Source organism: Thermodesulfobacteriota bacterium (genome assembly GCA_040753795.1).
Lineage (GTDB): Bacteria > Desulfobacterota > Desulfobacteria > Desulfobacterales > Desulfosudaceae > JBFMDX01.
This window is the reverse complement of sequence record JBFMDX010000005.1, coordinates 55,290-79,575: the sequence shown is the minus strand read 5'-3', so window position 1 is coordinate 79,575 and position 24,286 is coordinate 55,290. Positions and strand designations below refer to the sequence as shown.

Annotated in this window: 21 protein-coding genes; all 21 read left to right on the top strand. The window is 54.8% G+C overall.

What is annotated here, in order from left to right:
• The first annotated feature begins 207 nt into the window (after window positions 1-207).
• The 21 genes from AB1724_08175 (at window position 208) to AB1724_08075 (ending at window position 24,281) form a co-directional block, all read left to right on the top strand.
• Entirely contained in the window at window positions 208-1,401 is a 1,194-nt protein-coding gene (locus AB1724_08175; protein ID MEW6077772.1) for a glycosyltransferase family 4 protein, read from the top strand.
• Entirely contained in the window at window positions 1,398-2,564 is a 1,167-nt protein-coding gene (locus tag AB1724_08170) for a glycosyltransferase family 4 protein (GenBank protein ID MEW6077771.1), read from the top strand. The genes AB1724_08175 and AB1724_08170 overlap by 4 nt, the downstream gene beginning before the upstream one ends.
• Window positions 2,565-2,653: 89 nt before the next feature.
• Window positions 2,654-3,862, top strand: a complete 1,209-nt coding sequence (locus tag AB1724_08165; GenBank protein MEW6077770.1) for a glycosyltransferase family 4 protein — start codon at window positions 2,654-2,656, stop codon at window positions 3,860-3,862.
• Between the two features lies 1 nt (window position 3,863).
• Window positions 3,864-5,057, top strand: coding sequence for a glycosyltransferase family 4 protein (locus AB1724_08160; GenBank protein ID MEW6077769.1), 1,194 nt, complete (start codon window positions 3,864-3,866; stop codon window positions 5,055-5,057).
• Window positions 5,054-5,740 carry a WbqC family protein gene (locus tag AB1724_08155; protein ID MEW6077768.1) on the top strand — a complete coding sequence of 229 codons (687 nt, stop codon included), beginning with the start codon at window positions 5,054-5,056 and terminating at the stop codon, window positions 5,738-5,740. Before AB1724_08160 ends, AB1724_08155 begins: the two co-directional genes overlap by 4 nt.
• Entirely contained in the window at window positions 5,740-6,366 is a 627-nt protein-coding gene (locus tag AB1724_08150; protein MEW6077767.1) for a PIG-L deacetylase family protein, read from the top strand. The genes AB1724_08155 and AB1724_08150 overlap by 1 nt, the downstream gene beginning before the upstream one ends.
• Window positions 6,367-6,392: 26 nt before the next feature.
• Window positions 6,393-7,445 (top strand): DegT/DnrJ/EryC1/StrS family aminotransferase, encoded by a 1,053-nt coding sequence (locus AB1724_08145; protein MEW6077766.1) that lies wholly within the window; start codon window positions 6,393-6,395, stop codon window positions 7,443-7,445.
• A complete protein-coding gene (locus tag AB1724_08140) occupies window positions 7,442-8,632 on the top strand; it encodes an MraY family glycosyltransferase (protein ID MEW6077765.1) in 1,191 nt (396 codons plus the stop codon). The genes AB1724_08145 and AB1724_08140 overlap by 4 nt, the downstream gene beginning before the upstream one ends.
• Window positions 8,633-9,026: 394 nt before the next feature.
• Complete coding sequence (locus tag AB1724_08135; protein ID MEW6077764.1) at window positions 9,027-9,944, top strand: HD domain-containing phosphohydrolase; 918 nt, start codon at window positions 9,027-9,029, stop codon at window positions 9,942-9,944.
• A gap of 58 nt (window positions 9,945-10,002) precedes the next feature.
• A complete protein-coding gene (locus AB1724_08130; protein ID MEW6077763.1) occupies window positions 10,003-10,800 on the top strand; it encodes an AAA family ATPase in 798 nt (265 codons plus the stop codon).
• Between the two features lie 15 nt (window positions 10,801-10,815).
• Complete coding sequence (locus tag AB1724_08125) at window positions 10,816-12,972, top strand: FG-GAP-like repeat-containing protein (GenBank protein MEW6077762.1); 2,157 nt, start codon at window positions 10,816-10,818, stop codon at window positions 12,970-12,972.
• Between the two features lie 55 nt (window positions 12,973-13,027).
• Window positions 13,028-15,301, top strand: coding sequence for an AAA family ATPase (locus AB1724_08120; protein ID MEW6077761.1), 2,274 nt, complete (start codon window positions 13,028-13,030; stop codon window positions 15,299-15,301).
• Window positions 15,298-16,659 (top strand): O-antigen ligase family protein, encoded by a 1,362-nt coding sequence (locus AB1724_08115; protein ID MEW6077760.1) that lies wholly within the window; start codon window positions 15,298-15,300, stop codon window positions 16,657-16,659. The genes AB1724_08120 and AB1724_08115 overlap by 4 nt, the downstream gene beginning before the upstream one ends.
• A 5-nt stretch (window positions 16,660-16,664) precedes the next feature.
• Complete coding sequence (locus AB1724_08110; GenBank protein MEW6077759.1) at window positions 16,665-16,964, top strand: PqqD family peptide modification chaperone; 300 nt, start codon at window positions 16,665-16,667, stop codon at window positions 16,962-16,964.
• Between the two features lie 65 nt (window positions 16,965-17,029).
• The gene (locus AB1724_08105) at window positions 17,030-18,118 is read left to right on the top strand and encodes a radical SAM protein (GenBank protein MEW6077758.1); all 1,089 of its coding nucleotides are present in this window, start codon (window positions 17,030-17,032) and stop codon (window positions 18,116-18,118) included.
• A 26-nt stretch (window positions 18,119-18,144) separates the two neighbouring features.
• Window positions 18,145-19,239 carry a hypothetical protein gene (locus tag AB1724_08100; protein MEW6077757.1) on the top strand — a complete coding sequence of 365 codons (1,095 nt, stop codon included), beginning with the start codon at window positions 18,145-18,147 and terminating at the stop codon, window positions 19,237-19,239.
• Window positions 19,196-19,468: a hypothetical protein gene (locus tag AB1724_08095; protein ID MEW6077756.1), complete on the top strand. Its 273-nt coding sequence runs from the start codon at window positions 19,196-19,198 to the stop codon at window positions 19,466-19,468. The genes AB1724_08100 and AB1724_08095 overlap by 44 nt, the downstream gene beginning before the upstream one ends.
• The gene (locus tag AB1724_08090; protein MEW6077755.1) at window positions 19,468-20,205 is read left to right on the top strand and encodes a hypothetical protein; all 738 of its coding nucleotides are present in this window, start codon (window positions 19,468-19,470) and stop codon (window positions 20,203-20,205) included. The genes AB1724_08095 and AB1724_08090 overlap by 1 nt, the downstream gene beginning before the upstream one ends.
• A gap of 10 nt (window positions 20,206-20,215) precedes the next feature.
• Window positions 20,216-21,319: a SynChlorMet cassette radical SAM/SPASM protein ScmE gene (scmE, locus tag AB1724_08085; protein ID MEW6077754.1), complete on the top strand. Its 1,104-nt coding sequence runs from the start codon at window positions 20,216-20,218 to the stop codon at window positions 21,317-21,319.
• A 2-nt stretch (window positions 21,320-21,321) separates the two neighbouring features.
• Window positions 21,322-22,506, top strand: coding sequence for a nucleotidyltransferase family protein (locus AB1724_08080; GenBank protein MEW6077753.1), 1,185 nt, complete (start codon window positions 21,322-21,324; stop codon window positions 22,504-22,506).
• Entirely contained in the window at window positions 22,503-24,281 is a 1,779-nt protein-coding gene (locus tag AB1724_08075) for an ABC transporter ATP-binding protein (GenBank protein ID MEW6077752.1), read from the top strand. Before AB1724_08080 ends, AB1724_08075 begins: the two co-directional genes overlap by 4 nt.
• The last annotated feature ends 5 nt before the right edge of the window (window positions 24,282-24,286 follow it).

The following is a 24,286-nucleotide window of genomic DNA, read 5'->3' as shown; positions in this document are numbered from 1 at the left end:
ATCGGTTGTAAATAACCAAAATTTAAGTTAGTTATGACGAGAAAAAGTTTTCTTTGGTCCGCATATTTTATAAGGGAATCATAAAAGAGTGGAAAAACAAAATTGATGTTTATATAAATCAAATGGTTATGTTAATAGATCAAAAGAGTTTCTTTTTTTAAAACTATAGCAGGGAAAAGATTTCTTGTACAACTATTAAAAGCCCTAATGAATAATACAAAACTATCATTTCACCTTTTCGCCTACTGGCATGATCCCCTCTGGAAACATTTCGTCGGCGCCAGCGTCAAGATCTGGGATCTGGCCTGGAACCTGGCCCAGACGGGAAGCGAGGTGACGCTTTTTCTGCCGAAGTATGGTTTCGCCGAGAAGAAACCGCCCTTTACCGTCATTGAGATCCCCCTGTTGAATGTGCCGGGCCTGCGTTCAGTTTCCTATAACCTTTTTTTGCTTCTGTCTCTGATCCACCGACGAAGGACGCTGCCGGATGTTGTTTATCTGCGAAGAACATCACTGATAGTCCCGCTGTTGTATGCGAAAATGAAGAAAGCCCGGTTTTACCTGGAAGTAAATGACGACCCGTTTGCCGGCCGCCGGGGTGAGGGAGGGCAAGCCCGATCCCGCCTGCGGTCTCTGCTTTCGGAATTTCTGGACCGGATCAATATCCGTCACGCCGACCGTTGCTTTGTAATCTCAGAAGCGGTGATTACAAAGATCGGAAAGCAGATGCCGGCCATGCCTCCGGGGAAGATGGTCGTCATGCCCAGCGGCGCCAATACCGATTTGATGCGACCCGCGGACAGGCATGCGTCTTGCCGAACCGTTGGTTTGGAGGAGAACCTTCGTTACGTCGGTTTTGTGGGGACCCTGCTTGCTCACCAGGGCGTAGGAAGGTTGATAGAAGCCGCGTCGGAGATTGTTGAGACCGTTCCGGCGGCACGGTTTCTGATTGTCGGCGACGGCCCCATGAGGCGGGTGTGGGCGGAAATGGTCGAAGCGATGGGCTTGGAACGTTATTTCATTTTTACCGGAGAAATCGAGTATGAAGCGCTCCCGCACTGGATCAATGCCATGGATGTCTGCGTGGCGCCGTATCATCGTGACGCGGGTTTGAGATCACCTGTCAAAATGTTTGACTACCTGGCCTGCGGCAGACCGGTGGTCGCTTCGGACGTGCCCGGCATTACCGGCATATTCCGGAACGCGCCCCTGGTGACCCTGGTGCAGCCGGATTCGCCTACGGCATTGGCCGAGGCGGTGATCCGCATCCTGTCGCAGCCCGGCGAACCGGACATGGATCAACGGATGGCAGCCCATCAGTGGATCCGGGACCGGTTCGACCGGCGGATGATGGCCAGGATGGTGGCGGACGAAGCGGTAAGGCAGTGCGCAAACCAATGACATTGACAGCTCCGATGACAACCGTGCTTCACGTGATCGGTTCCGGCGGCCCGGGCGGTGGCGAGCGGCACCTGCTCGACCTGATCCGTTATTCCTCGCGGGCTTACCGTCATGTTACGGTAATCCCTTATGCCGGATACCTGAACCGGGAGATGGAAGCCGCCGGCCATCGGTATCAAATCATCCCTATGCCGCGGCAGCCGTCTCCGGCGGCCCTCATCCACCTCTGCCGCCTCTGCCGGGAGGCCGGGGCGGATGTGATCCACTCCCACGGGTTTCGGGCTAATTTTTACGGCCGCCTGGCAGCGCTGCTGACCCGACGGCCTCATGTGGTCACCATTCATGTTTCTCTTTTTGATTACCGGGATACGCCGCCTGCCCTCCGGCGGTTCTACCGGATTATTGAATCATGGTCATCCCGCATAACCCGGCGCTTTATCTGCGTTTCCGAAGCTATGGCCGCGGACACCCGGAAGCTAGGCATCAGTCCGGACAAAATCATTGTCATTTATAACGGCATCGACCCGGTGCGTTTCTCCCGCGCTTTTGATGTCGAAGCGATAAAAATGAAGCTGGGTATAACTGGCCGCTCTCCGGTGATCGGTACGGTGGGCCGTCTGGTCCCGGAAAAGGGGCAGGTGCATCTGATCCGGGCACTGCCTCTTCTCAAACCCGCATTCCCGGATCTGGTCTGCCTGTTCGCCGGAGAGGGGCCGTTGCTGGAAGATCTGAAACGGGAGGCAATGACCGCGGGCGTGGCGGACATTTGCCGGTTTACTGGTTCGGTCGATGAAATTGAAGAGATCTATGCCGTCCTGGACCTTTTTGTCCTGCCGTCGGTGAGAGAGCCTTTTGGCCTGTCGGCCCTGGAGGCCATGGCCTCAGGCGTCGCGGTTCTGGCCACGAATTCCGGAGGACCGGCGGAATATATCCGCCCCGGAATCAACGGCCTGCTGGTGCCTCCCGAAGACCCGTCGGCAATGGCGGAGGCGGCCGGACGTATCCTGTCCGCCTCCGATTCGCGGAAGAAGATAGCCGGGCAGGGGCACCGGACGGTTCTCGAACGTTTTGACATCAGGACTACGGTCGCGTCAACAGAGACGGTGTATGATTCCCTTAAAGGACTGGCCCCGGGACGATCCGGCCTGGCTGGCGTCTGCTGACACGCGGTAATGACGAGTCCGTCCGTATTATGCTATACTCCCTCAAAGGATTCTTTTGAAATATAGTTGCTTCAGGCGGGGAACCGGAGTTGAATCTTCTCTTTGTGGCGGATGCGTCCATCAGCAATGCCGGCAGCGGTACGGAGCGTGTCCTTTTCGAACAGGCCACACGTATGGCGGCCAGGAGCCATTCCGTCCATCTGATGACCCGATGGATCCCGGAAATCCATGGGTCGGAGCACCAGACCATATCCGGCGTCACCGAATGGCGATACCGGGCGGATCCGAAACATCCCTTGGGCTTTTTCGCCGACACCATCAAAAACGGCGGACGCCTGTTCCGGTCGTTGCATCAGGACATCGGTTTTGATTGTATCTTTTTGCATCAACCCTTATCCGCCATGGCCGTTCTGTTTACCGGAAGGACCGGCATAAGAAAAATCTACACCTGTCATTCCCTGTGGCATGAGGAATATCTTTCCAGGAACGCCGCGCCACCCGGCATGTTCGGGCGTCTGGCCATTCAGGTAATGGCTCGGGTCAGGAAACGGTTGGAGAAGACGGCTCTGGACGGTGCTGATCGGATCGTGACCTTAAGTGCTTATACCGGTAAAAAATTGCGGCACAGTCATGGGGTCCCGGACGAAAAAATATCGGTTATTCCCGGTGGTGTAGATTGTACTCGTTTCCGGCCGGCTGATGACAAAGCAGCCATCAGGGGTAGGCTGGGTCTGCCCGAAAACCGGGTCATCCTGTTTACTTTGCGGAACCTGGAGCCCCGCATGGGACTCTCCGTGTTGCTGCGCGCCATGGAAATTGTTCTGCGACGGTCGAAGGATGTGCATCTGGTGATCGGCGGCGAGGGGCCTTTGAAGCGGGCACTGGTACGGCAGGCGGAAGAAACCGGACTGACGCCGCACGTTCTCTTCACCGGTTTTATCCAAGAAGAGGATCTGCCCGACTATTACCGCATGGCGGACCTTTTTATCCTTCCGACCCAAGACCTGGAAGGGTTCGGCCTGGTTACCCTGGAAGCCATGGCGTCCGGTACGCCCGTTTTGGGAACGCCCGTCGGCGGTACCCTGGAGATTCTCGAATCGTTTGATCGTGATTTGCTGTTCGACGATATTTCCGAAGAAGCCATGGCCCGGCTGATCATTGAAAAAACCGGTTGTGTCAGAAAAACGCCCGGCGCTTACGAAGTACTCCGGCTCAAAACCCGTGCCTTTGTCGAGGACAATTATTCCTGGGAAAAAAATATCGACGCCATGCTGGCCCTGGCAATCGGGAGGGATTGAAATGATGACGGATCGGGTTTCGGTCATGCACATCATCACCCGGATGGACATGGGCGGTTCGGCGCAGAACACGCTGCTGACCTGCCTGGGTCTGGACCGGAAGAGATATCGGGTGATCCTGGTCACCGGCCTGTCCCGGGAGTCACGGATGACGCCGGCGGAGACGGAATCGGTAGAATCCGGTCTGGAGAAAGCCCGGCGGCAGGGCGTGGAAATCATCCGCCTGCCCGCGCTGGTTCGAAGCGTCCATCCCCTATATGATGTCGACGCCATGCTACAATTATGGCGGATCATCCGGCGGGAGAAACCGGACATCGTTCACACCCATACTTCCAAGGCCGGCATCCTGGGCCGATGGGCCGCCTGGCTGGCGCGGACACCGGTGATTGTCCATACGCCTCATGGCCATGTGTTTTACGGTCATTTCGCCGCTCTTTTTTCAAAGCTGTTTTTGTTGACGGAAAGACTTACCGCCCCTATAACGCATCATCTGGTGGCCCTGACCCGGGGAGAAAGGGACGACTATTTATCCTTGCGCCTTTTTGCCGATGACCGCATGCGTATCATTCACAGCGGGGTGGATATTGACGCCTTCCTTGCGGCGCCAGGCGATGACCCCGGAATTCGCCGGGAACTGGGGATCCCGGAAAGGGCGGCCGTGGTCGGCACCGTGGGCTGGCTGCAGTCCGTCAAGAACCCCGCGGGCCTGCTTGAGGCCATGATACCGCTGCTGAGATCCCGGCCGGACCTGTATCTGGTGTTTGTGGGCAAGGGCGACCTGGAATCGGACCTGAAGCAAAAAGCCGCTGAAGCGGGCGTTGACGTGAAGGTGGTGCTGGCCGGCTGGCGTCGGGATATCCCCGCAGTGATGCGGGCGTTTGACGTGTTTGTCCTGCCGTCCCTGAACGAGGGTATGGGCAGGGTGGTGGTGGAAGCCATGGCATCCGGCAGGCCGGTAGTGGCCTCAAACGTCGGCGGCATACCGGACATGGTCCGTAATGGAGACAACGGTTTTCTGGTCGATCCCCGGGATCCCGGCGCCCTGCGCGCCGCCATCGTAAAATTGCTTGACAGTCACGCCCTGCGCGTCGCCCTTGGGGAGAAGGGGCGGGAGACAGCGCTTCGCTTCTCGCTTGCCGTCATGATATCCAAGATTAACGCCCTTTATGAATCCGCCATGAGGGACCGGCCATGATCGCCGCCGTTCATCAGCCGCAATATTTTCCCTGGCTCGGCTATTACGATAAGATGGCCAAAGCCGATGTTTTCTGCTATCTTGATAACGTTCAATACAAAAAGAACGAGTGGCAGAACCGGAACCGGATTAAGTCCGTTGGCGGGTGGCAGTGGCTGACCGTTCCCGTGACTTACCGGTTTCCCCAGAGAATCAACCAGGTTAAAATCGACCGGAAAACGCCGTGGGGAAAAAAACATATTCAGGCCCTGACGACCTGCTACCGGCGTGCACCGTTTTTTGATGAGTATATGAGCCTTTTTGAACCCATATTGCGATCTGACCCGGAACGCCTTTCCGAATTGAATATCGCTCTGGCCGAAGCGCTGCGCCGGGCACTGGGGATCGAAACGAAAACGGTGATCGCTTCGGAATTGGCGCCCCTGAGGGAAGAGCCCACCGACCGGCTGATCGATATCTGCCGGGAACTTGGAGCGGACACTTATCTGGCCGGCCGGGGAGGCGCCAATTACATGGATCTGTCCCGGTTTAACGACAGCGGTATCCGGGTGGTGTTTCAGGCATTTGATCATCCGGTCTATCCTCAATTGTACGGCGATTTTGTGGCCAACCTGTCGGCGGTCGACCTGCTCTTCAACCGCGGTCCGGACAGTCTGGCGGTGATCAGAGGGGAAGGAGAATAATGGATAAACGAATGAATATCCTGGCCATCGGCGCTCATCCCGATGACATCGAGTTCGGCTGCGGGGGAACCCTGCTAAAATACGGTATCCGGGGGCACAAGATATATCTGCTGATCATGTCCAAGGGTGACAGGGGCGGAGACATGGACGTCCGCATGGCCGAACAGACGGCGTCGGCGCAAATCATGAATGCCAGCGGCCTGTTCTGGGGCAACGCCGAAGATACGCGCCTGGCGGTCGACCTGGATACGATCCAGTATATCGAGGGCATCATGTCCGTGGTGAAACCGGATTTTATTTTCTGCCACTACCATGACGACACCCATCAGGATCACCGCCACCTGGCCCAGATCGTTATTTCAGCCACCCGTTATGTCCGGAATGTCATGTTTTACGAGGGGCCGACTACTCAGCGGTTTGACCCTTCGGTTTTTGTTGATATCAGCGAGACTATCGACAAAAAGAGAGACCTGCTCAAGGCCCACCAATCCCAGGTGGCCAGGACCAATATCGAAGGTCTGTCCATTCTGGATATCGCCAACGCCGGAGCGGTTTTCCGGGGGATCCAGGGCCGGGTGAAATACGCCGAAGCCTTCAGCCCGTTACGGCTGTTTATCAACATTTAAGGTGTTCAGGATTATCGGCCGACATCATGAATGTCATCCCTCATTCACGTCCCACCCTGGGAGAGGCGGAAGCCGCGGCTGTCCACCGGGTGGTGCTGTCCGGTCAGATTGCCCAGGGCCGGATGGTAGAGCGTCTGGAAAGAGATTTTGCGGAGGCATTCAGGCTGGGCCATGCCGCGGCCGTGAACTCGGGAACAGCGGGACTGCATCTGGCCCTGCTGGCCCTAGGGATCGGTCCGGGCGACCAGGTGATCATTCCCTCTTATGTCTGCACGGCAGTGTTGAACGCGGTTTATCATGCCGGCGCGGAACCGGTTCTGGCAGACATCGATCCGGACACGTTCAACATGGATTCTCGCGATGCTGCCGGCAGGGTAACATCTCGGACCCGGGCGATAATCGTTCCTCATATGTTCGGTGCGCCGGCTGACCTGGACGGACTGCTGGCCATCGGCATTCCCCTGATCGAGGATTGTGCCCAGGCTGTGGGCGCCCTCTATCATGGCCGACCCCTGGGCGCGTTTGGCGGCGCGGCTGTTTTTTCCTTTTACGCCACCAAGATGATGACAACCGGTGAGGGCGGTCTGGTCGCGTCCCGGGATCAGAAAATTATCGAGCGGATTGTGGATTTGCGAAATTATGACAACCGGACGGATTACCGCGTTCGTTTCAATTACAAGATGACCGACCTTCAGGCCGCCATGGGCCTGTCCCAATTGGGGAAGCTGGAAACGTTTATCATCAGAAGGCAGGAGATAGCAGGCCGCTATAATGAGGCCCTGTGTCATTTCCGCGTCATCCTGCCGCCGGACACGCCCGGCCGGATTTACTTCCGCTATGTTGTCCGGGTACCGGATGACGCCGGCCCGTGGATCGACCGCCTTGCCCGGCGCGGTATCACCTGTGCCCGGCCCGTGTTCCGGCCGCTTCATCACTATTTGAACCTGACGGGATATGAGCAATCGGACGCGGCCTGGCGCACGGCGCTGTCCATCCCGATCTATCCCTCATTGACGGATCAGGAAGCAGATACCGTCATCGCCGCCCTGAAAGAATGTCTGGAGGAAATGGAGTCATGACGGAAAGGTCGGGAAACAGCAAGTGGAAAGGGTTGCTTTATGGAACGGCCGTTCTTCTGACGGGAGCGTTGCTGCTGCCGTCTGCCTCCATAACATTCGCTTTGCATGGCGCTCGCTGGGCCTATATCCTGATTCTTTCCGCCGGGATCTCCTTCTGCCTGACGCCGGTTTGTATGCGGGTGGCCCGCCGGTTCAACATCCTCGACCTGCCGGACGGACGCAAACGTCACGATCAGGCCACACCGCTGCTGGGCGGGATGGCTGTTTTTATGGCTTCTCTTGCTTCCATTCTCTTAAATGGCATTTATGACCCGGGTGTCGTGGCGATTCTATCGGCTTCACTGCTTCTTTTTGCCGTGGGGCTGATGGATGACATCAGTGAGGTGCCCGCCGTCATCAAGCTGCTGGCCCAGATCGTCGCGGTCATCATCGTCGTCAGTCACGGGGTTGTCCTTAAGGTTGTCCCGACTCACCTGGGAACCGCCGGTCTTGCCTTTAACCTGGTCCTGACTTTTTTGTGGATCATCGGCATTACCAATGCCCTGAACTTTTTTGACGGCATGAACGGCCTGGCCGCCGGTCTGGGCGCCATTATCGCTTTTTTTTTGAGCCTGGTTGCCTATCAGACCGGGCAACCGCTTGTCGGCTGGCTGGCCATCGCCGTAATGGGCGGTTGCCTGGGTTTTCTGCCCTACAATTTCAGGGCCAGGGGCAAGGCCGCTATTTTTCTGGGAGATGCCGGCAGCACCTTTATCGGATTTATACTGGCCTGTCTGGCTGTTTACGGCGTCTGGTCGGACACCAATCCGGTGGTGGCACTGGTTTCTCCGCTGCTGATTTTCTGGGTGTTGATTTTCGACATGATTTATATCACCGTCGATCGGATCGCTACCGGCAAGGTGGCCACCGTGCGGCAATGGCTGGAATATGTCGGTCGTGATCACCTTCACCATCGACTGGCCATTGTCCTGGGCGGCAACAGAAGAAGCGTGGTATTTATTTTTGCTTTAAACAGTTGTCTCGGTATCAGCGCCGTTGTCATACGTCACGCCGGTATCCTGGAAGCGGCGCTTCTGCTCCTTCAGGCCGTGCTGCTGGTGCTGCTGATCAGCGTGCTGGAAAAATCCGGCCGGTTACGAAAAAAGTCCACGTCCGGGCATCCCGACCCGCCCTTAACAAAAAAATAATATACTAAAAATATTCAGAATTTAACTGATTAAACCCTCGTCTATGACCATATAACTATTTGTAGTTATATATAATTTAATTTATTTCCAGGCAGATATGCCCGTGCGTTTCAAGAGGACCAATGTTACCCGGCCGTAAAAAAAATTTGATTATCATTAAAAATATAATTATAATTTTTTTAATAACTTATAATCCGGATAAACCCATCGGCCCGGTCTGATTTTCACCCCGGGTGAAATTTTATGGAGATATATGAACGAATCAAAATTAAACATGTCCAAGCTGGCTGCCGAGAGCGGACATTCGACCGTCCGTTCAACCTCCGCGCAAAAAAATAGCGACTCAGAATCGTTGCGATTAAGCCAACTGGAAGGAGCTGCCGGAGATGCCCGCATGCGGATGCCCGGAACCCCTGAAGAAAGCCGTTTGTATACGGAGGCACTCAAGTGTCTGGCAGAGGTTTATGATGCCGTTCGACGAAACCGGGCGTTTTCACCTGATCCGTCCATTACCTTGATGAAGAAAGTGACGGACGTCGGCCGGCAGGAGATGGACGCGCTTTTTCTGGCCGCAATTCACCGAGATTATCGGGAGGATACGGTTGTTCATCACTCCGTTAACGTCGCCATCCTGGCCGTTATGATCGGAAGTCATCTGGGAATCCCCGCCGCCGGCCTGGTGAAACTGGGAACCGCGGCCATGTTCCATGATATCGGGACGGTTCTGGTACCGGACGAGATTTTTTACAAAACGTCGGCGTTGAATTCAGATGAGATGAAACAGATCCGGCAGCGGCCGGTTTTCAGCCGTCAGATTCTGTCACAACTGGATAAAGATTACGATTACCTGGCCGAAATCGCTGTCCAGGTATACGAACGTCAGGACGGGTCGGGGTATCCGTCGGGCCTTAAAGCCGCTGATATCCATGAGTATGCCCGGGTCATCGGGTTGGCGGATTTTTATGAAGCGCTGATTCATTCCCGTCCTCACCGTAACCGGTTTCTCCACTTCCCGGCCATGAAGGAAGTTCTCCGCACGGGCAAGAATTCCTTTGACCGGAAGCATCTCAAAGCGCTGATGAGTGTCGTGTCCCTTTTTCCGGTATTCAGTTTTGTCCGTCTGAACTCCGGCACCATCGGCAAAGTTCTGGAAACCGACGCGCGATATCCGACGCGTCCCCGGGTGAAAATTATTTTTGACGCTCAGCATCGGCCGATGACAACGGAGCGGATTGTCGACCTGAAGGAGAACACACTCTTGTTTATCACCGACGGGATGGCGGAAGATGTCGCCGGCACGGGTTCGATCTGATCAGGGCGGAAAATATCCGCTTTGACCGGGATGATGATAAAGCGACGAGGGAAACGGAATGTATCTTGATTATTGGGAACTTCGCGAGCCGCCCTTTCTGAATGTTCCCAGTCACGAAATATTTTTTGAATCTCCGCAACATCAGGAAGCGATCAACCGTCTGCTTTACGTCATCAATCATCGCAAAGGCGTGGCCATGCTGACCGGAGAGGTCGGCTGCGGCAAGACCACCGTGATCAGAAACCTGTCTTCCTATCTTCCTTCCGGCAGATTTGAAATCAGGATGCTTTCCAATCCGGCGGTTTCGGCCGTTGACCTGATCCGCGGGATTCTCATCCAGTTCGGTATCCCGGTCAAGAGTACTTCCAAATCCGTGCTGCTGGAGGAACTGCGCAGAAAATTGGAAACTTATGCCGCTCACAACGGCGGCGCGGTGCTGGTGGTTGATGAAGCCCATGTAATCAACAGCAAGAGTACTCTGGATGAATTGCGGATGCTGCTGAATCTCCAGGCCGATAACCGCTTTCTGCTGACGCTGATCATGGTTGGCCAGCCGCTGTTGTTAAAAAAGGTTGAGATATTGCAGGCATTGAAAGAACGGATCAGCATGAAGTATCATCTGCCGCCGCTGAATGAGGAGGATACGAACCAGTATATTCAATACCGTCTCAAACAGGCCGGATCCGAACGGGCGATTTTCTCCGGGGAATCCATCCCTTTGGTTTATGAGTATTCCCATGGCGTTCCGCTGCGCATCAATAATCTCTGTGACCGCTGTTTTCTGATAGGGATGATGAATAAAAAGCAATCCGTTGACGCGGAAACAGTTAAACAGGCTGTGGCCGATCTGGAATAGGGAGTGTTTTATCATATGAATAAAAGTACCAGAACCGCCGGAAAAACCGGCTGGCGATTTTTTGCCGGAGTCATGATCGTCATTCTGTGCGCCGTCGCTTTGCTGGCCGGATGCGCCGCCAACCATTCCGCCGTTCAGCCGATGGTCATGTTTAACGCCGGCACCCCGATCACGTCGGGAAGCTACCGTTGCGTCGTCGTAGCGGATTTGAACAATGACGGATTCCCGGACTTTGCCGGCGGCTCTTCGGAGCCGGGAGGCGTTTCTGTCTGGTACAAGCAGAAAGACGCCAATTTTTTAAAACCCCTGGCTCTTCCGATCAAGGGAGACATCCGGTCCATTGATGCCGCGGACATCAACGGCGATGGACTCAAAGATATTGTCTGTTCCGTTCAACGGCAATCATCCGGCCTGATGGTCTGGCTGAACGGTCCGGAAGGCGCCTGGGAAAAAGGTCAAAGCCCCGTTCATATCAATAATTATGAGGGGATCGAACTGGCGGATGTGAACAATGACGGGTTTTACGATATTGTCGCCGCCAACGCCACTGCCGACAGCCACGGCGGCGTTCAGGTCTGGCTGGGAAACGGTAAAGGCGGCTGGGAAGTCGAGTGCGGACCGACTATTAACGGCAAGTTTATGGATGTATGTACCGCCGATTTTAATGGCGACGGCCTGCTGGATATTGCCGCCGCGGGCTGGGGAACTTACGGTTCAGTCAAGGTCTGGTTCGGTGACGGCAAGGGAAAATGGTCGCCGGCATCCACCGTGGGCCAGGGCGAATTTTACACCATCACGCCGGGGGACATCAATGGAGATGGCTTTCTTGATTTGATGTCCGGCACCTACCGGTCCGGAGTGGCGGTTTATGCCGGAAACGGCCGTGGCGAATTCAGCAAAATGGACGGCCCGGTGATGGAAGGTAGCTTCTGGAAGGCTTTCCCGGTAAAAGTGGACGGCGATGACCGGGTGGATCTGCTGGCCACTTCCATCGAAAACGGCGGGATCAGCTGCTGGCGGAATAAGGGAGCGGGGTCCTGGGGTCGTCTTGACGACCGGTTTCCGACCGAAGGTTCCTACTTCGATCTGGCCGAGATGTCGCTGGTCGAAGGGGGGACGCCCATTATTTTGGCGTCTTCCGATGGAGAGGGGATCCGTCCCTTTCCCGTTAATCCGGAAACTTCTGTTGATGTAGCCGATGAAAACGCCGCTGGAGGTTCGCTGCGCAAGGAATTGCCGGACGCCAGTGATGTGTTCGAAAACGAAGTGTTTACCACTGTTAACGGAATACCTGAATATAAAATCGGCGTCATGGACCTTCTGGCTATTGATATCTGGGTGCCCGAAGGTGTGCGCAGCGATAAGGTTGTTGTCAAACCCAACGGTAAAATTTCATTTAATTTCGTCAATAATCTGTATGTGGTCGGCATGACGCCGTCCATGGTGGAGGAAGAACTCAAGCGGCAACTGTCCCGGTACATCATCGATCCCCAGATCGATGTGACCGTGGAACAGTACAAAAGCAAATTCGTGACGGTAATGGGGCCGGGCAGCGATACCGCCCTGGATCGTCAGGTCGGCGGCGGCATCAAATACTTAACTGGAAAAACCAAACTGCTGGAAGTTCTGGCCGGCGGCGGTTTGCTGGCAGAGACCGCGGACCTGAACAATATCCAGATCCGTCGCAAAAACGGCAGCATAGTGGTCAAGGCGGATATCTTCAAAGCGATTACCCAGGGAGACCGATCCCAGGATCCGGTTCTGGATAACGAAGACCTGATATTTGTCCCCCGTATGGCAGAAGGTTCATCCCGGGTATATGTATTTGGCGAGGTCAACAAACCCGGCAGGTATTCCTTCAGCGGTTCCAGCATGAAGCTGTTTGATGCCATCGCCCAGGCCGGCGGACCCACCATCTTCGGCCGCCCGGAAGAAACCCGCATCGTCCGGGGAGATATCACTTCTCCGGAGGTGATTGCCGCCAATGTCCGGTCTCTGGTCGAACAGGGGAGTCAGGCACAGAATCTGGACCTGGTCAACGGCGATCTGGTCTATATCCCCAGAAGTTCCATCGGCAGCGTCAAGCTGTTTGTGGATCAGATCCGGCCGATTTTCAATCTGATTTCGATGCCGACCCGATCCTATGAAGAGATCGATGACCTCAACGATTAAAAAACGTGTAAAAGATTCTTTCATATTAATCAATATATACAGGTGATAAATTTCAATGACACAATATGATCTGAATCTCCGGGATTACTGGAGAATTATCAGAAAACGGAAGTCGGTGATCGCTGTTATAACAGCGGCTATCGTTGTCTTCAGCTACGGTTTTGCCCGGTTCAAAGAGCCTCAGCCTCTATACAAGGCCGGTTCGGCCATCAAAATCGAGAACCGCTCCAAAATGAGCGGCGGCTTCTGGATTCCCCAGGAAGACATCACCACTCACGCCTATACGATTACCAGTTTCCCGGTTATCCTCGTGGCCGTACAGAAGATGGGGGTGCTGCCGCGGGATCTCACCATGAACGACGTTCGTGCCAGCAAGGCACATTTTTCCACGATCCAGGGCATGAAATCCAAGGTCAGCGCCGAGCAGGAACCCGGCACCAATATCATCAATATTACCGTTATCGACAGGGACGCGGAAGAGGCTGCAGCCATAGCCAATGCCCTGGCTGCCGCCTATCAGGAGTATGATATTGCCCAAGGGAACAAGAAGCTCAACGAGACCCGCACCTTTATTGAACAGCAGATGGCGTTGACGGAATCCAAAATGAAGCAGGCGGAGACTGACCTGCAGCGATTCAAGGAAGAAAATTCCATTTTTTCCATTGACACCCAGACCCAGGAGCTTCTGCGGCTTTATTCCGAGGCCAGGAAAGATCTTGACGCGGTCCGGGAGGAAAGAAAGTGGATTGAAAAAACGCAGTCGCTTTTTGGCGCGGATACGTTTGAATCCTATGAAACCATTGCCGAGATTGTTTTTCCCGGCGGCAGGGAAGATGCCATGTTTCCGACCCTGCAGCAGCGGTTTGAAGCCTTGCGGCTGGAAAGGAGAGAGCTGCTGCTGCAGTTCACGCCGGAGCACCCTCAGGTAAAGGCGGTGGAGGGCAAAATCCGCACCGTTATCGATGAGGCCGGCAATCAGCTCCAGACCCGAAAGGACTATCTGATCAAACAGGAAGAAAAGCTGGCTGAAAGAGAACAGGATCTGCTGGCGCAAAGCAACCGCCTGCCGGAAAACGCCCAGACACTGGCTAAACTTCAACGGAGTGTCGATTTAGCCGATAAATTATACTCCCAGCTTCAGGAAAAACAGCAGAACCTGCTGATCCAGGAGTCGGGAACCATGGCGGATGTCAGTATCGTCAAGCCCGCTTTAATTCCTTCCGGGCCTTTTAACATCCCCTCCAAGCTAATGATCGTTTTCACCGGGCTTCTCCTGGGGTTGATTGTCGGATTCGTGGGCGCGTTCGGCCTGGAAGCGTTTGATACGTCCATGGGCACCATTGAGGATCTGGAGAGCCTGCTGAAAGTTCCCGTTCTGGGTGTTATCCCTTCCATGTTTCTGGAAAGAAAAGAGGCCCGCCCGGATACGGACACAGGCGAGGAAGAAAATGCCGATCTGATTACCCATTATGACCCCAAATCCCTGGCTGCCGAAGCGTTCCGAACCCTGCGAACCAATCTGCAGTTTCTGAACATTGAGAAGAAAATCAAATCTTTTATCGTCACCAGTTCCTACCTGCAGGAAGGAAAAACATTAAACTGCGTGAACCTGGCCGTATCGCTGTCTCAAAACGGCCAGAAGGTGCTGCTGGTCGAAGCCGATCTCAGGAGGTCGTCCCTTCATAAGGTTTTCGGCCTTAACCGTGAACCCGGACTGACCGATTATGTGCTGGGCAATTGCCGGATTGAAGAGATAACCAGCACCATCTCGGATATGATGGTGGGTGAGCTGGAGATTGATGATGTTTTAAAAACGCCGGGACTGGATAATCTCCATGTGGTCACCGCCGGCACTAAGGTGGATAATCCCGGCGAAATACTGAATTCAGAGCAGTTTAAAACGTTTATCCAGACGGTTTATCCCTACTATGATTTTATTATTGTCGACGTTCCCCCGACGCTTCCCGTGGCCGATGCCAGCCAGGTAGCCACCCTGGTGGACGGGGTCATTATCGTATATACCGCCGGAAGGATCGCCCGGAACGTTCTCAAACGCGCCAAGGATACGCTGGTGGCGGTGCGTGCCAATGTGGTGGGCGTTATTTTAAACAGCGTCAGGCCTGAAATCGGCCCTGAATACCTGAAATATCATTCCAAATATTATTACAGCGAGAACCAGGAGCCGAATGATAGAAATCATCAGACGGCGACCGGGATGGGGCAGATCGGTTCCCTGATCAGTCTGGTCTCCCAGAACAAAGCGGCCGTGGCCGCGATTACGCTGGTGATCCTGCTGCTGCTGATCAGCCTGTTCTGGAACATGTCTTGAGGACATTATTATCGGCCATAGGGTTTCTGGCTCTGGCGCTTTTCGCCGGATACGCTGTTACCCAGTTCTCCGCCTGGCATCTTTTCCTGGGAATAGTGGCGCTGTTCATTTTTTTTATTTCTTTTCTGAATGTTGAATTCAGCCTTTACCTGTTGATTTTTTCCATGCTGTTGTCGCCCGAGTTTGTGGCCGGATCCACTGGCGGCAGCTCTCTCGGGCGGGGGGTTACCCTCCGGTTTGAAGATTTTTTACTGATTATTATCGGCGCCGGCTGGTTCGCCCGCAACGCGGTTTACAAAGATATCGGCCTTTTTCTGAAAACGCCGCTGAACAAACCTTTGTTCATCTATTTGTTCGTGTGTGTGTTGTCGACGGGCCTGGGCATCATGGCAGGAAATGTCGACCCCAAAACAGGCATGTTTTTCGTTTTAAAATATTTTGAATATTTCATCGTTTTTTTCATGGTGGTCAATTATGTCCATACCGATGACCAGGCCAGGCGAATGGTTTATTTTCTGCTGGTAACCTGTTTTATTGTGGCCCTTGTCGGTCTTTTCCAGATACCCGGCGGCGGCCGGGTCACCGCCCCCTTTGAAGGGGAAAGCGGCGAGCCCAATACCTTTGGCGGATACCTGATGTTTATGCTGGCCATAACGGCCGGCCTGTTTCTTCTGAGCGATAATTACAATCTTAAAAGAATGGTGGTGTTGCTGGCCGCGGTGATCATCCCGCCGTTTCTTTTCACCCAATCCAGGGTTTCTTATCTGGCCCTGCCGGTCATGCTGATCGTCGTTTCTCTTTTTACAAGAAAAAAAGGATTTTTGCTGGCGTTTGTCCTGGTCATGATGGCGATGAGTCCTTTTTTTCTGCCGGCCGTGGTTAAACAAAGAGTTGCTTATACCTTTCGACAGACTCCCCAGAGTGAGGCCCAGGTTTCACTGGGAAAAATACGGCTGGACCCTTCGACTTCCGCCCGGATTCTTTCCGCCAAACAGGCGATAGCCGACTGGACAAAGCGCCCGATACTGGGGTACGGCATCACCGGGCATCGGTTTATCGATTCACAGTTCCCCCGCGTGCTGGTTGAATCCGGGGTGGTGGGATTGTCTTTTTTTATTTTTCTGATTTATTCGATATTCAAAATGGCATTCAATAGTCTTCGATTGACGGACAGTTCTTTTTACCGGGGATTGTGTGCCGGCTATATTGCCGGCACCGCCGGACTGCTGGTTCACGCGCTGGGGGCCAATACCTTTATCATTGTCCGGATCATGGAACCATTCTGGTTTTTTACCGGCATTGTATTCCTGGCGCCGACGCTGAAAACGGCGGCTGGCTTCGGGTGGGAAAGAGAGTAAATAATATGGCGATCAATGACGACAGGCCGTTGCTGGCTAATCCTGATATTGTGTTCCGGGAGGAAGACGAGGGCTCGTTTCTTTTCGATCCGGATAGCGGTGAATTAAAATGCCTCAACCTTATGGGCGCTGTGATCTGGAAACTTCTGGACGGTTCTCATTCACCCGGGGCGATTATATCGATGATCAGTGATCGCTACCCTGATATTCCATCTTCGAATATTCAGCAGCAGGTCCAATCGTTTCTTCAGGAACTGATCAATATGGGATACGCCGGGTCCCGGGCTGACGAGTCGAGCCAATAAAACCCGCTTGTTTCTGACATATATTATTCCGGTGATTGATAACGGGCATACCGTAAGGCCGAACGTTGATCAACTCTGACATACCGGCGCTTGAGACGCTTATTTTTCATGTGACCCGGGCCTGCAATTTAAAATGCCGGCATTGCTGGCAGCGGGCGGATTCAGGCTCGCATGCGGATAATAACTCCGGACCGGGGCAGGGGATTACGCCGGACGTGTTTTCCCGCCTGCTGGATGAGGCCGGATCGCTGGGGATGAGGTGGGTGAAATTTACCGGCGGTGAACCGCTGCTTCATCCCGGTTTCCCGGAATATTTAAAGGCTGCGGCGGATCATAGGCTTTCGATTACGATGGAAACCAACGCTACCCTGATCGACGAGGCCATGGCCGACCTTTTAAAATACCCGAAGGATATTTCGATTTCCGTCAGCCTGGACGGGTCAAGGCCGGATATCCATGACGATTTCCGGGGCGTGCGGGGCGCTTTTCAACGGACAATATCAGGCCTGAAGCTGCTGGCCGAACGTGGCCTCCAGGTCCAGATCATTACCTGCCTTCATCGCGGCAATCTTTCCGACCTGGAGGCAATTATTAAACTTGCCCGGGATTGCGGGGCCAAATCCCTGAAAATCAATCCGGTCCAGCCGATGGGCCGGGGCAGTAATCTGGACGGAGACGCCTGTCTGACGGTCCCGGAACTGCTGGCCATGACCGATCGCTGGAATAGCCGGGCCATGACTGATTTTCCCGGCGGTGTGGCCTTTTCGCTCCCGCTGGCTTTTCGTCCCCTGGCGGTGATTCGACAGCGTCAGTTTTCCGTATGCAGAATTCATCATATCCTGGGGCTGCTCCCGAACGGGGATTTGTCCTTCTGCGGCGTGGGCAATATAGACGCTTCATTGGTCATCGGCAATATTTTTAACGAACCCCTGGCGGAGCTTTGGCACCGGGCGCCTTTAATAGCGGCCTTGCGACAGGGCCTCCCCCGTCATTTAAAAGGGGTATGCGCGCAATGTATCCTCAAGGCGATCTGCCTGGGTGAGTGCCGAGCTCTGGCTTATGAACAGTCCCGAGATCTCATGGGCCCTTACTGGATCTGCCAGGAAGCTTATAATGCCGGGCTTTTTCCGAAAAGCCGGTTGGTCAATGAATAGGTATCCTGAAGATATCGATCGATCATATGGCTCTTAATAAAGTTGATAAACAGTTGTTCTGCTGCAGCATCGGCGACGTAACCCTGGAAATCAGGGGCGAACCCGGACTGGATGCGCTGCTGACGATATTCCGTCGGCGAATGACCGATTTCGGTCTAACAGGAGAGGGTAAGGCTGATCTGACCTTGAACATTATTCTCTCCGGTTCTGCTCCCGACCGCTTTACCGAATCCTCTGCCGGTGCGGCTCCTGCCGATGCCTGGATCGATCTGATCCTGCGAAGAGCGACAGCGCTTCAACGGCGTCTTTGGGAGGGCCAAAGGCTGACCGATTTGAAGACGGTATTGACGCAACCGGCCATTACGCCGTGGCTTGAATTGTTTTTACAACAACCGGATCGCCCCGGATGCGTCCCTCTGGAGACCGGATTCCTGCTGTTTGACTTAAGCCGCAATAATTGGATATTATTAATGGAGAGGCCGCCGATAGCGGAAGAACCGGATGAAGAGAAATTATGGCTGATCCGGGTAACCATCACCATCATGAATGCGGTCATGTGCCTTCTTTCCCTTTCACTGAGTACCCTCGAAGGAGTGGTCGTGCATGCGGTCGGATTGAAATACCGGGAAGGTGGTTATGCGTTTGCGGCTTCTTCCGGCAACGGCAAGACCTCGCTTTCAATGCAGTCGCCACCGGGTACGGTACTGGCCGATGACGGCCTGGTGATCCGTCGTCGGCAGGATGGCTATACGATATATCCAACGCCTTTCCGCCAGCGGCCGGGCGGGGGTAAGCATCAATGGGCCTGGCATCAGCAACCGGTCCCCCTGACCGAGTTGTACCTTCTGGAAAAAAGCGGGGAAACGCGACTGGGGACTGTCTCCCGGACGGAAGCTATCGACCGGCTGCTGAAAGCGTCCACCCATTTTTTTACCTTTATGGACCCGGAAAGCGCGGTCTCCGTGTTCGATTTCTGGCGGGCATTGATCAGCCAATGCCCGGTCGCCAGGCTGCAGTGGCGCAAAGGCGATGATTTTTTTCAAATGATGGGAAAACAGCCTCAAATGGAGGTGAAGCATGACAATCAAAAAAGGACAGATGGACTGGCCGCGGGAATATGAATCCCCGCAATTGATTCATATCCAGACGGCTTATCAGCAGGCCCTGGGCGTCAGCTATTGCAGTCCGCTGGGCAACAATGCCGGCGGAGGCTCCGGATCATGCAGTACCGGGAGTTCGGCTTCAGGTACCCCGACTGATCCCAATGCCTGTTCGGCCGGCAATAGTGCCACAGTCGGCCCGGGAAACGGGAATTCGCCCTGCGGTCCTGGCAGCGGGGCGCGCGCTTGATGACCTATCCGGACCCCAAAGATATGACCTGGATTGTTGCCGGGACCAGCATGTCCCCCTTTTTGAAAGCCGGGGATTTTATCCGGGTAAGACCAGCACCGTTCGAGTCTCTGGGTATCGGCGATGTGGTTCTTCTGGAGTCGGACAATCCGCCGTGTACCGTCGTTCATCGTCTTATCGGCTGGCGTTATCAGGGAGGCGTTTGTTACGGCCTCTTAAAAGGGGACAATGCCGTCCGGCCGGACGCGTTTTATTTGACACCCGCCAACTATCGGGGCAGGGTCTGCGCCAGTCAACGGGCCGGCCGTAAGGAGGAGATGCGCATCGTTGGTCGCTCTGGCCTGCAGGCGGTTTTATCCCGCCTGAACCTGAATATCATGGACCTGCGGCGTTTTATCAAAGCAGTTCTGATGGCTTTAACCAGAGCCGTTTTCCCGGTTGACAGAATCGGGCGGTTACTGCTGGCGCGATCCCGTTGCTATGTTTTTAACGCCAAACCAGATTCCCGCAAGGCCTGGCTGGTTTTGTCCGAGAAACCGATCGCGGAAATTCGTCTGGTAAACGGCAAAATCGTCCATGCTGGCGGCATATCCGTTTTCAGTCTGATTTTATCTCCGGAAATCCTGATTGATCACTTCCGCCGTCGTTATCCCGGGCTGACAGCCGGCGCCAACCGGGAAGATGAGTCGACAGCCTGTCCGATCGATAGTCGCCTCTGCCGGATCCACGCCGCGTGAGGATGGCCCCATGACACCCCGCCTGCGCGCACCGGTGAGTGTTGATGCTGAAATCACCTCCCGCTGCAATCTGTCCTGCCGTTATTGTTATTATTTCGGCAATGACGCGGTGGTATATTCGGATCTTGAAACAACGGAATGGCTGAATTTTTTCGAGGAACTCGGCCGCCTGTCGGTCCTGCATGTCACCTTCCAGGGGGGTGAACCGTTTCTCAGGGACGATTTTGCCGACCTGATCCAAAGGGTTGTCCGCTGCCGGATGCGGTTTTCCATTCTCACCAACGGCACGCTGATCGACGACACGCTGGCCGCCTTGATTGCCGGTACCGGGCGCTGTGACGGCATTCAGGTGTCTCTGGATGGCAACGGGCCAGCCATACACGACAGCTGCCGGGGGCAGGGCAGCTTTGTCGAGGCCGTCAGGGGAATCCGCATATTGCAGCGGCATGGCGTTACTGTCACTACCCGGGTAACGGTCCAGAAATTGAACGTTGATGTGCTGGAGGACATGGCCTCGTTTCTCCTCAATGATCTGAACCTGACCGGTTTCAGCGTTAACTCAGCGGCCTATCTGGGGACATGCCGGCTCAACGCCGATGATATCCTGCTGACCGTTGACGAACGCGGCAAGGCCATGCGGACATTGTGGCGACTGAAGAATCAGTATAGTGACCGGATAACCTCTTCAGCGGGTCCGCTGGCCGAAGCCACATACTGGAACGAAATGGAAAAGGCCCGGGCGGATAACCGGCCGCCCATGCCCGGCCGGGGAAGATTAACCGGATGCGGTTGCTATCATAATAAGATAGCGGTGCGGTCCGACGGGATGATCGTTCCCTGCACCATGCTGGCCCATATGGAACTGGGACGCATCAATCACGATGCGCTGCCGGATGTCTGGCGCCACAGCCCGCTGCTCAATGAACTGAGGAGCCGGAATAACATGCCACTGTCTTCTTTCCCGTTCTGTTCGGACTGCCTTTACATCCCTTATTGTACCGGCAACTGTGCCGGCCTTGCCTACAGCATGACTGGTCAGGTGAACCATCCCGCCCCGGACGCCTGCCTGAGACGGTACCTGGCAATGGGCGGGGCTCTGCCTCTGGAAGAGTAAGAATGGACAAAATTCGATACCTGCGATGGCTGTGCCTGACGGCATTGCTCGATTCGGATAATACCGACGAGCCGCCGGGAACAATGCCCCTGACGGACGAACTTGTCCATTACGCCTGCCGTCATGGACTGGCGCCGCTGCTATGGCGGCGACTGCTGAAACTGGACCCGCGGCACCCGGACCTGCGCCTCATGACGGAAGCCGTAACCGATGACGGCCTCCCCCCCGTATCGCGGAAACCGCTGTCGTCTTTATTACGGGAAAGCTATCTCAGCACCTTGCTTCGGAATTTGCAGATCCAAAAAACACTGCGGGAACTGGACGATGCTCTCCAGCAAACCGGTATTCCCTGCCTGGTCTGGAAGGGCGCGGCCATATCGGCAATGGTTTACGGAGGCATGGGGCTCCGTCCCATGGATGACATTGATTTGCTGGTGCCGGAAATACACTGGCAGGCATTGATTCCCGTTTTAAATCAAATAGGTTTTTCCCGGCGGCCGGATTATCCCCTGACATGGCATCGGGGACCGATGGTTATCGACCTGCATGGCGATATAACGCATTCGGACCGGATCCCCGCCCGCCGGAAAGCGCTGGCGTTGAACACCGGGACGTTGCTGTCCCGGGCCGCCGCCTTTCCGGGTTATAGTCACCTGGTCATGCCTTCTCCCTTCGACGCCCTGCTGTGCCTGGCCGCCAACGCCATGAAACACGGTTTTTCAAAAGATATCTGGATCGTTGATATGTTTCTACTTTTCGACCGGTTTCCGGAGTTGTCGTCTTCTCCCCGCCGACTGGCGGCCGATGCCGGAGAAGCCGGCGCGTCCCTGCCGCTTTTTTTGCTTTTTAAATGCGCTGAATCATGGCCCCGGCGGTTGAATCCGGACCCGATTGGCGAGCTGGAAATTTCCCGCCGGGCCGCGGCTTTTTCCCGGTTTGTCTCAAGAGCCGGACTGCGCCTGCCGAATGAAGGTGAATTGTATTATCTGTTGATGATGAAGTCTCCCCGCGACCTGATGGCTTACCTGCGGGACACCTTCTTCCCTTCCCGGCAGGTGATGAAACAACTGTATCCCGGCAAACCGATGGGGTGCTACTGGCTGTATTATCCTAACCGCCACATGCGGTTGGCGATAAAACTTTTTCAGGGGCTGGCATCCATGGTTCCGGGAGGCCGGCAGAGATGAACGCCAGTATGGTGAAAACTTTCATCGCCACCATGAGATTCGGCCGTCCTTATGCCGGCCTGCTGGCGCTGACCTGCATGCTTAATCTGGTCAGCGTGCCGGCTGATCTGGGCTTTCTGTTTTTGTTTAAGAAAATCATCAACAGCGGTTTTGCCGCCGATCACCTGCCGGAACTGCAATGGTATGCTTTTGCGGCCGCGGGGCTGCTCATGGTGCGATCCGCTGTTGTTTATGCCAGCGGCTGGTTGTTTCATTATATCGAAGTCGGAATGAGCAACCGCGTTCAGAATCTGATTTACGCCAAGATCCACGAGCTTTCCGACGCCATCCAGAACCGGTTTACCGTCGGTGATTTGATGACGATCCTGTTTTATCATTCCCAGGTCATGCTGCAGATGATTACGTCTACCTCCGGGAGTCTGGTGACAGAAGCGGTCAGGATACCGGCGTTGATTATCGTCCTCTTTTCCGTGCACGCACCTCTGGCCGGTCTGGTTCTGCTGCTGCTGGTCCCCTGCCTGATATTCTTTCGATATTTCAGAAAAATGGTCGCCCGTAATGCCGGGCAATCCAACCGGGTCCGGTCGGAATTGTATACCATGGCGGAACAGACCCTGTCTCATCTGGAAATTATCTCCATGTTCGCCGCCGGGGAAAGGGAAAAAGAACGATTCAAAAAGATGAACGAAAAATTGAGGGCCGTATCCCTTGACACCTATAAGTTCATGTCTCTGCTGTCGCCGGTAACCCAGTTGATCAAGGTCGCGGGCGTTGTCGTGCTGGTCATCCTGGGGACGCATCAGGTGGCATCGGGCAAGTTAAGCGTCGGCGGTCTGACCATTTTTATCGCTTCCGCTTATTACCTTTATGGCAGCATATCAAATCTCGGCTCGTGGTATCTTTCGATGCTGACGGGGCTTGTCAGCGCCAATGAAATATTCGGTTTTTTGAACAGCAAGGCGGCGGTCGCGTCCCCGCCGGATGGCCTGATCCTCTCTTCACTGGAACGCCAAATTGAACTTCGGCAAGTCTGTTTCCGATATCCCGATACGGAAACCCCGGTATTGAACGATATCTGCCTGACCATCGCCAAAGGAGAGACCGTTGCCATTGCCGGCCCCAGCGGATGCGGCAAATCAACCCTGCTGAAACTTCTCATCCGGCTTCATGACCCGACCCGGGGCGCTGTTTTGATGGATGGACACGATTTGAGACATCTGGATCTGACGGCGCTTAAGACTTTGTTCGGATGCGTCCCTCAGGATCCGGGAATATTCCAGGCCACCCCGGCCGAGGCCATTGCCTATGGTTATCCTGCGGCCGGGGAGGGCAGGATAGTTGAAGCCGGGGTTCTGGCGGGCGCCCATGATTTCATTTCCCGGCTCCCGGAAGCCTACCGCACGCTTATCGGGGAACGGGGTGGAAAAATGTCCGGCGGGGAAAAGCAGCGCGTTGCCCTGGCCCGGGCACTGATCAGAAAGGCGGACATATTAATGATGGATGAAGCCCTTTCCTGGGTGGATGCGCCGACGGAAAAGCGCATCTTGCGGCAAATCGCCGCTGAACGTAAACAGCAGAGGAAAACCACCATTCTGGTATCCCATCGTCTGGCTTCGATTCGCCACGCCGATAGAATTATTGTTATGGAGCAGGGCCGGGTGCTGGAGCAGGGGGATCACCAGACGCTGATGCGGATCGCCGGGAATTACCGGGAGTGGTATCGTCTTCAGGCGCCGCAAGAGTCCGGAAATCCCGATGCCCAGGATGCTAACTGACCTTT